Origin of the sequence: Alcaligenes nematophilus, assembly GCF_026344155.1 — a bacterium.
In the GTDB taxonomy this organism is placed as follows: Bacteria; Pseudomonadota; Gammaproteobacteria; order Burkholderiales; family Burkholderiaceae_B; genus Alcaligenes; species Alcaligenes phenolicus.
Genome location: NZ_JAPKMZ010000005.1, coordinates 305,859 through 318,564, shown reverse-complemented (window position 1 = coordinate 318,564; position 12,706 = coordinate 305,859). Strand labels below are relative to the sequence as shown.

12 protein-coding genes and 1 tRNA gene are annotated in these 12,706 nt (G+C 53.8%); 9 read left to right on the top strand and 4 right to left on the bottom strand.

Features of this window, described 5'->3' with window-relative positions:
- Positions 1–304 precede the first annotated feature (304 nt).
- Positions 305–1,402 carry an anhydro-N-acetylmuramic acid kinase gene (locus OSH04_RS15225; protein ID WP_266108789.1) on the bottom strand — a complete coding sequence of 366 codons (1,098 nt, stop codon included), beginning with the start codon at positions 1,400–1,402 and terminating at the stop codon, positions 305–307.
- Between the two features lie 3 nt (positions 1,403–1,405).
- Entirely contained in the window at positions 1,406–2,773 is a 1,368-nt protein-coding gene (locus tag OSH04_RS15220) for a M23 family metallopeptidase (RefSeq protein ID WP_026484381.1), read from the bottom strand.
- 242 nt (positions 2,774–3,015) lie between these two features.
- On the opposite strand from OSH04_RS15220, the gene tyrS reads away from it, so the two are divergent.
- The 6 genes from tyrS (at position 3,016) to OSH04_RS15190 (ending at position 8,213) form a co-directional block, all read left to right on the top strand.
- Positions 3,016–4,242: a tyrosine--tRNA ligase gene (tyrS, locus tag OSH04_RS15215; protein WP_009460677.1), complete on the top strand. Its 1,227-nt coding sequence runs from the start codon at positions 3,016–3,018 to the stop codon at positions 4,240–4,242.
- A 19-nt stretch (positions 4,243–4,261) separates the two neighbouring features.
- Complete coding sequence (locus OSH04_RS15210; RefSeq protein WP_009460679.1) at positions 4,262–4,897, top strand: YbhB/YbcL family Raf kinase inhibitor-like protein; 636 nt, start codon at positions 4,262–4,264, stop codon at positions 4,895–4,897.
- A gap of 183 nt (positions 4,898–5,080) precedes the next feature.
- On the top strand, positions 5,081–6,331 hold the full coding sequence (gene glyA, locus OSH04_RS15205; protein ID WP_009460681.1) for a serine hydroxymethyltransferase: 1,251 nt from the start codon (positions 5,081–5,083) through the stop codon (positions 6,329–6,331).
- Positions 6,332–6,367: 36 nt separating this feature from the next.
- A complete protein-coding gene (gene nrdR / locus OSH04_RS15200; protein WP_003801815.1) occupies positions 6,368–6,829 on the top strand; it encodes a transcriptional regulator NrdR in 462 nt (153 codons plus the stop codon).
- Between the two features lie 4 nt (positions 6,830–6,833).
- A complete protein-coding gene (gene ribD, locus OSH04_RS15195) occupies positions 6,834–7,982 on the top strand; it encodes a bifunctional diaminohydroxyphosphoribosylaminopyrimidine deaminase/5-amino-6-(5-phosphoribosylamino)uracil reductase RibD (RefSeq protein ID WP_009460683.1) in 1,149 nt (382 codons plus the stop codon).
- A gap of 140 nt (positions 7,983–8,122) precedes the next feature.
- A tRNA-Ser gene (locus OSH04_RS15190) sits at positions 8,123–8,213 on the top strand.
- A 43-nt stretch (positions 8,214–8,256) separates the two neighbouring features.
- On the opposite strand, the gene OSH04_RS15185 is transcribed toward OSH04_RS15190, so the two are convergent.
- Positions 8,257–9,474: an Arm DNA-binding domain-containing protein gene (locus OSH04_RS15185; RefSeq protein WP_086068649.1), complete on the bottom strand. Its 1,218-nt coding sequence runs from the start codon at positions 9,472–9,474 to the stop codon at positions 8,257–8,259.
- Between the two features lie 495 nt (positions 9,475–9,969).
- Here OSH04_RS15185 and OSH04_RS15180 point away from each other — a divergent pair, with 495 nt between their 5' ends.
- From OSH04_RS15180 to OSH04_RS15170, 3 genes are all read left to right on the top strand, one after another.
- Entirely contained in the window at positions 9,970–10,248 is a 279-nt protein-coding gene (locus OSH04_RS15180) for a transcriptional regulator (RefSeq protein ID WP_080655548.1), read from the top strand.
- Between the two features lie 162 nt (positions 10,249–10,410).
- Complete coding sequence (locus OSH04_RS15175; protein WP_251197133.1) at positions 10,411–10,557, top strand: hypothetical protein; 147 nt, start codon at positions 10,411–10,413, stop codon at positions 10,555–10,557.
- A gap of 63 nt (positions 10,558–10,620) precedes the next feature.
- Positions 10,621–11,487: an N-6 DNA methylase gene (locus OSH04_RS15170; protein WP_086068650.1), complete on the top strand. Its 867-nt coding sequence runs from the start codon at positions 10,621–10,623 to the stop codon at positions 11,485–11,487.
- A gap of 68 nt (positions 11,488–11,555) precedes the next feature.
- On the opposite strand, the gene OSH04_RS15165 is transcribed toward OSH04_RS15170, so the two are convergent.
- Positions 11,556–12,581: a helix-turn-helix domain-containing protein gene (locus OSH04_RS15165; protein WP_086068651.1), complete on the bottom strand. Its 1,026-nt coding sequence runs from the start codon at positions 12,579–12,581 to the stop codon at positions 11,556–11,558.
- Between the last annotated feature and the right edge of the window lie 125 nt (positions 12,582–12,706).

The window sequence follows — 12,706 nt, the reverse complement described above, 5'->3', positions numbered from 1 at the left end:
CTGGGGTGTTTTGGTTACGGGGTTTTGTTGAAGGCCGTGCAGCGTCAGGTTTCAGGGCTAATCCGTTGTAGGGCGCTTCGCGGTTCAACTTGGGGGGGCTCGTTCGTAGCCTAGGTAGGGCGGCGAAGCAGCTCAATGCTGTTAATGGCACGGCCCAAAGAAAAGAACGGCTTGCTTCTATTTGCTTGAATAGGAGGGGCGCTGCCTTGTCATGTTCTGCTTTTTTGGCAGGTGCTTGGCTAGCGAATTATGAGTCCGCCGCTGTATTTTAAAGTTTTGCGAAGCTAAACGTTAAAAGCAGTTCTCAGGCCGGATAACAAGCGCCCAGCACCGTAGCGCGCCGTGCGCCTGTCACAGCGGGCAGTCCCGCAGGAATACGTTCGATATGCGCGTAAGCCAGCCAGGCAAAGGCCAGGGCTTCGATGGATTGCGGATCCATGCCCAGCTCGGCGCTGGAGCGGATAGGCATAGTCACCAGATCGCCCAGGCGTTTTAGCATGGCAGGATTGGCAGCGCCACCACCACACACAATCAGCTCTTGAATCTGATCTGCGTAAGGCTGGATGGCCTGTGCAACGCTGTGTGCGGTCAAATCCATCAGAGTGGATTGCACCGTAGCAGGCTGAAGCTCGCCTTTCGGATCAACACGATCCAGATGCTCCTGCAGCCACCCCAAATTGAACAGATCACGACCTGTAGATTTAGGAGCAGGCAGAGCAAACCAGGTTTCGCTCAACAGGCTGGCAAGCAAGGCAGGATCAGAAGCGGCGCTATCAGCCCATTGTCCGTCCTTGTCGTAGGGCTGGCCTTCATGTTTGTTCACCCAGGCATCCAGCAGCATGTTTGCCGGGCCAGTATCAAAGCCAAAAACATCGCGTCCAGGCAGCAGCAGGGAGATATTCGCAATTCCACCCAGGTTCAGAATGACGCGGCCATGTTTGTGACGGAACAGGGCTTCATGGACGATGGGCACCAAAGGTGCACCTTGGCCGCCCGCCGCTATATCCCGGCTGCGGAAATCCGCAATCACGTCCACTCCACAGCGTTCGGCCAGAAGAGCAGGGGCATTCAATTGCAGGGTATAGCCCTGGTCAGGTGCGTGGCGGATAGTCTGACCGTGTACGCCAATCGCACGGATCAGGTCTTTCTCGGGGCCTTGAGTCCAGGGCGTGCAAGCCTGAGCATAGAGCTCGGTCAACTGCTGGGCGGCGATGCTGGCGCGGGCCAGTTCGTTGTGCCCTGGATGCTGCAAAGCCAGCAGCTCGTCTCGCAGAGCGGCTGGCATGGGCAGGCTATGGGTTTGGTGTATCTGTGCCCCCTGTGGGCCGAAGGATGCCAGCACGGCATCCACACCGTCCATGCTGGTACCAGACATCAGTCCGATAAACAGGGGGGCTTTCATGGTTTAGCGGCTGGCCAGCTTCACGGGCTCAGCATCTGTGTGCAGCAAGGCAAAGCTGTTCTGGTAGGAAGCCAGGGTTTGCTGGAACTGCTTGCGCTGCGGGGCATCCAGAACGCGTGCTACTGGCAGGTCTACCGACAGGGGATCAACGGCTTTCTGGGCGATACGGAATTCGTAATGTAGATGTGGGCCTGTTGCCCAGCCCGTCGAGCCCACATAGCCAATCAACTGGCCTTGTTCTACGCGGTCGCCTTTGCGCAGTCCAGCGGCAAAGCGGCTCTGGTGAGCGTACAAGGTGGTGAACTGACCGTGATGCTTCAGGATGATCGTGTTGCCGTAGCCGTTCTGGCGGCCAATAAACTCGACCGTGCCATCCGCGGTAGCGTGGATGGGGGTGCCGGATGGGGCAGCATAGTCCACACCCTTGTGGTCACGCCATCCGCCATGCACCGGATGGCGGCGACCGCCAAAGGTGGAGCTGATACGGGTGAACTTCAGTGCGGTGCGCAGGAAAGCGCCTTTCAGGCTTTGGCCGCTGAAATCGTAATAACCACCGGAGCCATTTTCAGGCTGGAACCAGGCGGCCTCATGAGTTTTGCCCTGATTGATGAACTCCACTGCCAGCAAGCGGCCCGAACCCACGTCCTGGCCTTCATGACCGTAGGACTCGTAGACCACGCGGAAACTGTCGCCTTTGCGCAGATCTTTCAGAAAGTCGATCTTGCTGCCCATCACATCCGCCATTTGCAGCGTGATGTTGTCGGGGATGCCGGCCTGATCGCTGGCGCCAAACAGCGAGCTGTTGATCGTGGCTTGAGCCACGCGCACTCGGGTCTGGGTCAGGTCGGTTTGTTCCTGGGCGATAAAGCCATTGTTACCGTCCGGGCGTACTTCCAGCCAACTGGCCAGACCTTGGCCGGACTGATCGGAGTAGGGAGTATGACGGTAGCGCAGCCATTGCAAATTGCCATTGGCATCCAAGGCAGCTTGGATGGTACGGCCAGGGTAAAGCTTGTAGATGGAGCGCGCTTTCTTGTCGTGCGTCAGAAATTGCAACAAGCCTTCTTCACTGACTTCCATGCGCTGGAGCAGGGCGGACAAGGTGTCGCCACGGCGGATGCGGGTTTCAGTAATGTAGGCTTGCTGGTCCTGGGCCTGCAGCACGGTCAGGTCCGAGGGCAGGGTCAAGGCGGTGCGGGCTTGGTAAATCTGGGGTTCCGGGCTGCTGGGCATCACCACGGCAAGTGCACCGGCGGCTACAAAAGAGCCAAGGGCAAGCGTGATCAAACCGGCACGGATAAAAAGGGCTCGGGCGGACCGAGGCTGGTGGATGTTGAGGTGGGAGGAGGAGCGTTTCCCTTTGCTGAACATAAAACCAGAACCTTGTTGGACGTACGGTTTACCGTCCACCCGGCTGGCAGGCGGAGGTCAGTTGTACTGGGCGGACAGAACATTCCAGCCCTGGCGATCTGACCTGCGCGGGAATGATAAAATAATTCGGTTTACGAAACCTTGCTCAATTATTAAGCACGTCTCGCAATAGCAGGCTATCCTAGCGCATTAGGCTTAATTTTTCGAGCATTTTTACTCATTAGTTTGTCACCAGATTTGTTATGTCATCCCCCTCAGAGCCCCTTTCTCCAGAAGTCCTGGCTGATTTAGCCATCGTCAAACGCGGCTGCGACGAATTGCTCGTCGAATCCGAGTTTGCCCGCAAACTCGCGCGCAGCCATGCAACAGGACAGCCGCTGCGGATCAAGCTGGGTCTGGACCCCACGGCTCCCGACATTCACCTGGGGCACACAGTGGTGCTCAACAAGATGCGCCAGCTGCAGGATTTGGGGCATACCGTCATCTTTTTGATTGGCGACTTCACCTCCACCATTGGTGATCCCAGCGGCCGCAACACGACTCGTCCGCCCCTGACGCCCGAGCAGGTCATTGCCAACGCCAAGACCTACTACGATCAGGCTGCGCTGGTTCTGGACCCGGCCCGTACCGAAGTTCGCTACAACTCGGAGTGGTGCGACAAGCTCGGTTCGCGCGGCATGATTCAACTGGCTTCGCGTTACACCGTGGCCCGCATGATGGAGCGTGATGATTTCACCAAGCGCTTCAAGGCGAATCAGCCTATTTCGGTGCACGAGTTTTTGTATCCTTTGCTGCAAGGCTACGATTCGGTTCAATTGAAAGCGGACGTGGAATTGGGCGGTACCGACCAGAAATTCAATTTGCTGGTGGGTCGTGAATTGCAAAAAGAATATGGTCAGGAACAGCAATGTATTTTGACCATGCCATTGCTGGTGGGTTTGGACGGCGTAGAAAAAATGTCCAAATCCAAAGGCAATTACATTGGTATCAGTGAAACGCCGGACTCCATGTTCGGCAAGTTGATGTCCATCTCCGATACCTTGATGTGGCGTTACTTCGAGCTGTTGTCGTTCCGTAGTCTGGAAGACATCGCCGGTCTGCAAAAGCAGATTGAAGAAGGCCGTAACCCACGTGAAGTCAAAGTGGAGCTGGCACAGGAGATCGTCACACGTTTCCACAGCGCCCAGGCCGCCGAGCAGGCGCTGGAAACTTTCGATGCCCGTTTCCGTCGTGGCGAAATGCCCGAGGACATGCCCGAGGTGACCGTGGCGGGTGAACTGGCTTTGCTGCGTGTCTTGCGCGAAGCAGGTCTGGTTGCCTCCGGCAGCGAAGCCCAGCGCAATGTGGAGCAGGGCGGCGTGCGCATCAATGGCGAACGTGTGGACGATAAAGGTTTGCAACTGGAGCCGGGCAGCTATGTGCTGCAAGTGGGCAAGCGCAAGTTTGCGCGAGTCACTTTGACCGGCTGATTGATTGTGGAGGTCTGCAATGAAACTGCGTAGTGATTCTTTTCAAGATCAGAGCGTGATTCCCGAGCGTCTGGCGTTTTGCCGTTACGACGCGCAATCGAGAGTCGCCTTGGCCGGTAACGCCAATCCGCATCTGGAATGGTCCGATGTTCCCGAGCAGACCCAATCCTTTGTGGTTATTTGCCACGATCCCGATGTCCCCAGTAAACCGGACGATGTGAACCAGGATGGGCGCGAGGTACCGGCGGATTTGCCACGGGTGGATTTCTTTCATTGGGTCTTGATCAACATCTCGCCCGAGCTGCGTAGCCTGGCAGAAGGCTCTTATTCCAAGGGCATCACGCCACGCGGTAAAGCCGGTCCACTGGCTCTGGACGATACGCGCCAGGGCGTGAACGACTTTACCAACTGGTTTGCCAGCGACCGCGACATGAACGGTGATTACTTCGGTTACGACGGCCCGTGCCCTCCGTGGAACGATGCCTTGCCGCACCGCTATGTCTTTACGGTTTATGCCCTGGATATTGCCGAGCTGCCTTTGGAAGGTCGCTTCAATGGCCAGGACGTGTTGCGCGCCATGGAAGGTCATATTCTGGGTCGTGCATCCCTGACCGGCATGTATACCCTGAATCCCCGTTTGATCCAGCAATCCTGATTCCCCAGGGCGGACTGTTTGAGTTTTTTTCATATTCTCTTGAGTCCGCCTGCCGCCGCCTTACTTATTTCCATGTTTTTTGGGGTTTCTGCCACCAGAGACGTTTGTCTCGGTGGTTTGACGCGCTTCCGCGCTAAAATGTTGCTTTCTTAGTTTGCTACCACTTTATCCTTAGGAACCCTCATGTTTGACCGTTCTGCGACTCTTGACAAAGTTGACCCCGATCTTTGGGCTGCGATTCAAAGCGAAGATGTGCGCCAGGAGCAGCACATCGAGCTGATCGCCTCGGAAAACTACACCAGCCCCGCCGTGATGCAGGCCCAGGGCACACAACTGACCAACAAATACGCGGAAGGTTATCCTGGCAAGCGCTACTACGGCGGTTGCGAGTTCGTGGACGTGGTCGAGCAACTGGCTATTGACCGTCTGAAAGAGCTGTTCGGTGCAGAAGCCGCCAACGTGCAGCCCAACTCCGGTTCGCAAGCCAACCAGGGCGTGTACATGGCTGTGCTCAAACCCGGTGATACCGTTCTGGGCATGAGCCTGGCAGAAGGTGGTCACTTGACCCACGGTTCCCCCGTGAACGCATCGGGCAAGCTGTACAACTTCGTATCCTACGGTCTGGACGAGAACGAAGAGCTGGACTACGACGAGCTGGAGCGCCTGGCCAAAGAGCACAAGCCCAAGCTGATCGTGGGTGGTGCTTCGGCTTACGCCCTGCGCATCGACTTCGAACGCATGGCTCGTATTGCTCATGAAAACGGCGCCTTGCTGATGATCGACATTGCCCACTACGCCGGTCTGGTTGCTGGTGGTGCTTACCCCAACCCCGTGCCTCACGCTGACTTTGTGACGTCTACCACTCACAAGTCCCTGCGTGGTCCTCGTGGTGGCGTCATCATGATGAAGGCCGAACACGAAAAAGCCATCAACTCGGCTATTTTCCCCGGCATTCAAGGCGGTCCACTGATCCACGTGATCGCTGGTAAGGCTGTTGCGTTCAAGGAAGCTCTGGCTCCCGAGTTCAAGACCTACGCTGCTCAAGTTGTGAAGAACGCTGACGTTCTGGCCCGCACTCTGGTTGAGCGCGGTCTGCGTATCGTGTCCGGTCGCACCGAAAGCCACGTCATGCTGGTAGACCTGCGTCCCAAGGGCATCACCGGTAAAGTGGCTGAAGAAGCACTGGGCAAGGCTCACATCACGGTCAACAAGAACGCCATTCCTAACGACCCCGAGAAGCCATTTGTCACCAGCGGCGTGCGTTTGGGTACTCCTGCCATGACCACTCGCGGCTTTAAAGAAGCCGAAGCGGAATTGACGGCGCACCTGATTGCTGATGTACTGGACAACCCTCACGACGAAGCCGTTTTGGCGGACGTTCGTCGCCGTGTACACGAGCTGACTGCCAAGTTGCCCGTTTACTCCTCCAAGTAATCCAGCCGGAGCGGGCCGCGAGGCCCGCGATCTTGAATGAAGTGTCCGTTCTGCCACCATGCCGATACCCAGGTGATCGACTCTCGAATCACCGAAGAAGGCGACGCCATACGGCGACGTCGTAAATGCTCGGCCTGTGAACGGCGCTTCACGACTTACGAGCGTGCTGAGCTGAGCCTGCCGGTTGTGGCCAAGCGCAATGGCACTCGTATGGATTTTGATCCCGCACGTTTGCGGGCGAGCATGGGCGTTGCACTGCGCAAGCGTTCCATACCCATGGCTCAGGTCGATGCCGCTGTGCAGCGTATCGAAGAAAAACTTCAACTGACTGGCGAGCGCGAAGTCTCCTCCGAGACCATAGGCGAGCTGGTCATGGCCGAGCTCAAGCAGTTGGACCAGGTGGCCTATGTGCGCTTTGCCTCGGTCTACAAGAGCTTTAAAGACATCCGCGAGTTCGTAGAGGCGATCGACGAAATGAACGATCCCGACCGCGGCTAAGGCTATGGTCGAGCAAGAAGACGTCATCTGGATGCGGCAAGCCCTGGAGCTGGCCGAGAAATCCCTTTATATCAGTGCCCCCAACCCGCGAGTCGCCTGCCTGATCGTGCGCGATGGCCAATTATTGGCTTCGGGTTCAACACAGCAAGCGGGTGGCCCCCACGCAGAAGTGATGGCCTTGCGCCAAGCCAAAGAGCGCGGCGTCAGTGTGGCCGGCGCGACCTTCTACGTCACCCTGGAGCCTTGCAGTCACCACGGGCGAACCCCTCCTTGTGCCGATGCGCTGATCAAAGCAGGCGCTGGGCGTGTTGTCTTTTCCATGTACGACCCCAACCCCTTGGTGGCTGGTAACGGCGTTTCACGCTTGCGTCAGGCGGGTATTACCGTAGATGGCCCCTTGTGCGTAGAGCAGGCGCTGGCGATCAACGCCGGTTTCTTTGCCCGCATGACACGTGGGCGTCCCTGGTTGTGGATGAAGATGGCCGCTTCGCTGGATGGCCGCAGTGCCTTGCCGGACGGTCGCTCTCAATGGATTACCGGGCCGCAGGCTCGTGACGACGGTCACCACTGGCGCGCCCGCAGTTGCGTCGTGCTGACAGGCATCGGAACCGTGCATGCCGATAATCCCTTAATGAATGTGCGTGCGGTTTCTACGCCGCGTCCCCCGATCAAGGCTGTGCTGGATACGCATTTACGCATGGACCCGAAAGCTGCCTTGCTGGACGGCACGCCGTGCTGGGTATTCAGTCACCGTCGTGATCCCGAGCTGGAGGCGGAGCTGGCAGATCGAAATGCACAGGTTATTCCCATGCCCTTGCACGAAGGTCAGGTGGATGTCCGTGCCGTTCTGGACTGGATGACAGATCAACAGATCAATGAAGTCCATGCAGAAGCCGGTGCTCGCCTTTCCGGTGCCTTGATTGATGCGGGTGTAGTGGACCAATTACTGATGTACCTGGCCCCCAAAATCCTGGGGCAGGGGCGAGGCGTGGCCGATATTACCGAACTGGCCGGGCTGGACGATGTAGAGCCGTTTGAGTTTACCGATGTGCGCTTGCTGGGTGCCGACCTGCGCGTCCTGGCGCGCCAGCGCGATCATTGGGAAGCCTTGCTGCGAGCGGTGGGTGGAGCTTATCCGCCGGACTCGGAATAAGCTGTTTGTACGCTTTACTGTTTAGTTGCTACTAATTAGCCGAAGAAAGAATTTGAGCACTTGCGTTACAAGGATAAGTGCTGCTATTATTATGGACTTGGCGTTAGCAGCTTCAAATTGCTTGGCCAAAAGAACAGTTAGGACAGGTGGCCGAGTGGTTGAAGGCGCACGCCTGGAAAGCGTGTATACGTTTATAGCGTATCGGGGGTTCGAATCCCCCTCTGTCCGCCAAAATTCTTATGCAAATCAGATAGTTAGAGCTTGTGTCGTGTCATTATAAAGACACTCTTTTTCTGACTGAATTGCACAGCCCCCGGCACTTGTTGGGGGTGCTGTTATAGGCATAGCCGGTACCAAAAATGCTTTCGGCTTTTTGTCCGGCATTCTCATCGGCCTCGGGCATCCACTTAGCGTAAATTTTGGCAATCATTGTCCAGTCGCGATGCCCCATCTGTTTCGCAACCCACATTGGATGTTCTCCAGCGCTTACCATCATTGAGGCATAGGTATGTCTGGTCTGGTAAGGCCATCTGTAGCGAACCCCAGCGGCTTTCAAAATTCGTATCCAGGCATCTCTAATTTGTTGATCACCTGTCCAGCGCTGGCCTGTGCCTGGGTTTAGAAATATGGGATCTCCTTTCAGGAACGTATGCGGTCGTTGCGCCTGCAGCGCTTCAAGTGTGGGCTTCAATATTTTGATTTCCCTCAGCCCTGATGCTGTTTTCGTGGTTTCAGCTTGACCTTTTGATGCTTGGGTCATAGCGCGACGAATTCTTATATAACCACGAACAAAGTCAACGTCTCCCCAATTTAGAGCAATTAATTCACTGGTTCGGACTCCTGTCCAGAACGAGAACTTGATTTGATTGGCCATGTCCTGGGTGCATTTTGCCAATATGGACTGTTGTTCTTCTATTGTGAATGGATCAATGTCTTCCTCTTCTTTGATCTGAGCTTTTCTTTGGTAGCAGAAATCAGTCATGAAATTGACATCCAGTAGCTCATCATCAACTGCATCAGAAAGAGCCTTGCGAATAACGCTTTGTATGTTTGCTAATCGCTTGTTGCCGCACTGCATGGCTTCTAACCAGTCTCGAGTATCTTTTCGGCGCCATTGAGGCAAGAGCAAATGGCCAAACTGAGGAATAACTAAGTTATCGATGATTTTCCGGTATCCCTCATAACTGGATGCCTTCAAAACGGGTTTTTGTGAACGAAGCCACTTAGTCAGATATTCTTCGACATGTTCTGTTTGACCGCTTGTGGTGAAAAACATCTTTGCTCTCGGGCTATCAGGGAAATAATTTGCATATTCAAATGTGCCTTGATCGATAGCATGAATAATTGCAGCCCTCTGCTTCTCAACGCGCTTCAGATTCGCTGGTGTTGGTTTCAGCTGAATGTTTTCTCTGCATCTAAAGCCCTGGTACTGAAATGTAATTTGAATGCTGCTTTTTGATGCGGGCTTGACGCCACTACCATTCCTACTCATATGCAATTACCATAAAACGAAAATGAGCAACACCATGCTGGGCTTGAGTGTACGAGCTTTGGGTAAGACCTGAGACTAGGTTTCGGGCTCTACCCAAAACTGGCGAAAATGTACAAAATAAAAAAAGGTATGCCCCCTAATTAAGGGGGGGCTGAGTATAATTTCGACTAAGTTTAGTCAATACCTGAAAGAGGATTACTCGCCATCCTCACGAGGGATTGTCTCACGACAGATCCGGCGTCCAAAACATCTGGATCGTCAGTCCTGGCCCCTCTTAGCGCCAACTCACTGGCCTGGGGGGAACTGATTTTTCACGCGCTTTATCTCCTGCCGCCGTGCATTGTTGGGCAGCCGCGCAGTCCTTACCGCAAGGTAGGGCACGGTATTTATCAAGCTTCGGTTGTTAAGGAACGTGCTATACATCAGCAATTGAATGTATTATTAGTCAATGACTTAGTAAAGTCAACAGCTACCTGACCGTTATATTTATTATTTATGAACCATGATCACCCTAACTCTTCCGACAATCCCGAATTTGATGCGCCATATCATGTAAAGCGCGCTATTAAAATTGTGGGAAATGGAGCGCTCTTAGCTGAAAAACTTGGTGTCACAGCTGTGACTATCAGCGACTGGTCATCAGGAAAACGCCCTGTGCCAATTATTCGATGTGTTGAGATCGAAGAGTTGACCTGTAATGAAGTGACTCGAAAACAGTTACGCCCAGAGGATTGGTATCAAATATGGCCAGATTTACGTGATAAAAAAGCATAATCATAAAGCACTTTTATTATTTTTTCGGTAGCGCTCTTGGTTAAGCTTATTGTCCCTTTTGCTAATGATGGTTAAGAACCCGGCTCCTGGTCGGGTTTTTTATTTATGGGGTTGTTTGTAATGCCATAGTTTGAGGCTCAATGTTGTGATGCTGTAGGGCTAATGTCCTCTCTTTCAAATGCGCCTGCTCAAGCCGTAGCAGTGGAGGGCGGATCTGCATACCTGGGTAGTGTGCCACATCGTTCTCGCGTTCAAGTGCTGCACGCCGCCAGCGGCGCTTGCGGCCAGCTGGCCGTCTTCGACACTTGAGCGCTGCGCTGCGACGTGTCTTCAGGTTCCGGGCAGTTCCGCCCCAGCAACCGGAGAGACCGAATGGCAACGAAAGCACAACAGCAGAAATTCATTAACACAGCCGATGAGCATCAACAGCAAATCATCAAGCTTTTGCGAGCCGTGGCGTGTTACCGCGGCCTAGATCAAACATGGTCCGATTGGGTGGAAATGGGCGCCATAGCCATAGCGAATGCCGTCGATAAAGCGCAGTTCGAGCAGCGCGAGAAACGGTATCTTGAAATTGTGGCGCAATATCAAAAAGAAGAAGTGAGCAATTTAGTTAAGGCATTTGCGCACCTGGTGCAGTGCTGGGAACAGCGTGTCGAAACAGGTGAGTTTGGCGACGTACTAGGCTCAACATTCATGATGATGGACATGGGTAACGCAAGCACAGGACAGTTCTTCACCCCGTACGATGTGTCTCGCTTGATGGCTGGCATCTTGATGGCTGATCATAGCGCGCACCAGGCTCAATTAAAGCGGCAGGGGTTCATTACGTTGCAAGAGCCAGCATGCGGAGCGGGTGGGATGGTTGTTGCTGCGATACACGCATTGGTTGACTCCGGCATTAACTACCAGCAAGCGCTACATGTCACAGCCATCGATATTGATCGGCGATGCGTCCATATGGCATACCTTCAGCTAGCGTTGTTGCATGTGCCAGCAATCATCATTCAAGGTAATGCGCTATCGCTGGAGGTGTTTGAAACATGGTACACACCAGCTCATATACTGGGCGGCTGGTCGTCTCGTTTGCGCGAACAGCGGGCCATTAGTAATGTCGATCAGTTGCTGATGCCTGAAATTAAGCCGGCTGGAACTGAGCCGAGTATTGTAGAGCCGGTGCAGCATGTGGTAAGCGCTATTAAAAAAGGGGTAGAGGTAGGGCAGATGAGTCTATTCTAAGTGCTTAGATGGTGGGGGCTCGTAGAAGCCCCCGCCGTTATCCGTGCTCAGTTATGGTATGCGCGTTTTTATTTATTCTGCGAATCCTTGGCGTCTAAGTAATCCCGGAGCTCTTTGATGCCTGGGTATTCTCCGCTTCGAATTTGCGCTCGCAGCTCATTGGAGTGGCTCGAGAGCTCAATTTCTCGATGAATGCGATTGGTGATGCTTTCCCATTCTTCCCAATAGCTATATTTGCCACTGTCTTTTTCATCCCATATGTCTTCCCACCATGGGCGTTCATTTCTGTCTTGTGGGTTGAGGGACAGCGGATGTATCTTCCCTGTAATTACATCGAGGAACTCATCTTTGGGCATGATCATGCTTTTAATGGTAATGCCTCCGCGGGTAAATACTTTGTAAAGCAGCTCAAGAGTCAGGAAAAGGGCTCGAAGCTGGGCGGCTCCTCCGGCGCCAATGGAGTTGCTGACATGAGTCGGTGTTTGGAAGGTTGTGCAGTGATGCTTTCCAATAATTTTGATAATCGCTAGTGAGCCTGTTTGGTCATCACTGCGAACAAATACTAGTTTTTCGTGTTTGTCTGAGGGGTCTAAAGGCTGGGCGATGGCGGGTTCAGCTGCGGAAGAGAAATCCAGCAGCCACCGAGCTGCAATTGTGGGGTCTTCGCTTAAGCGAACGTAGCCAGTTGGGAATGGCGTGTCGTCGCCGTGCGCAAGCCAGCTGCTATTCACTCCCAGTACCATGGCAACTTTTTCAAGCTCAGCGAAGCTCGGTTCTTCTTGTCCGAGAAACCAGTTTTCAACGGATTCAGCGTAGGCGGAGCCAATTTTTTTTGCGATATGAGAAGGTCGTAATTTGTTTGAGTGCCTAATCTCATTGATGTTGTCTAATGCCTCATTAAGTCGCGCCGAAATGTCCTTGCGTCGTAGGCTTTGCTCTATGGCGGAAAAAGCAGGTCTTGCCCAAGACCGTAGTGCGAAACGCGCCTCAGCCTCAAGTGATCTTTCACTCTCTTTGGCCATCAGCTCAAGTTGTTTGAGTACTTCTGAATCAATGCCGCGAATCAATAATTTACCTGCCTTGTCACCCATCATTTCAATTTGACCTCATTTTGATTAAATTGGTTTTCGTTGTGAAAGCATAGTGCTTTCTCAAGTGTATGGGGTGAACGTTGAAAGCGCAATATCGTATTGATATGTCTATATAAAAGATCTGAATT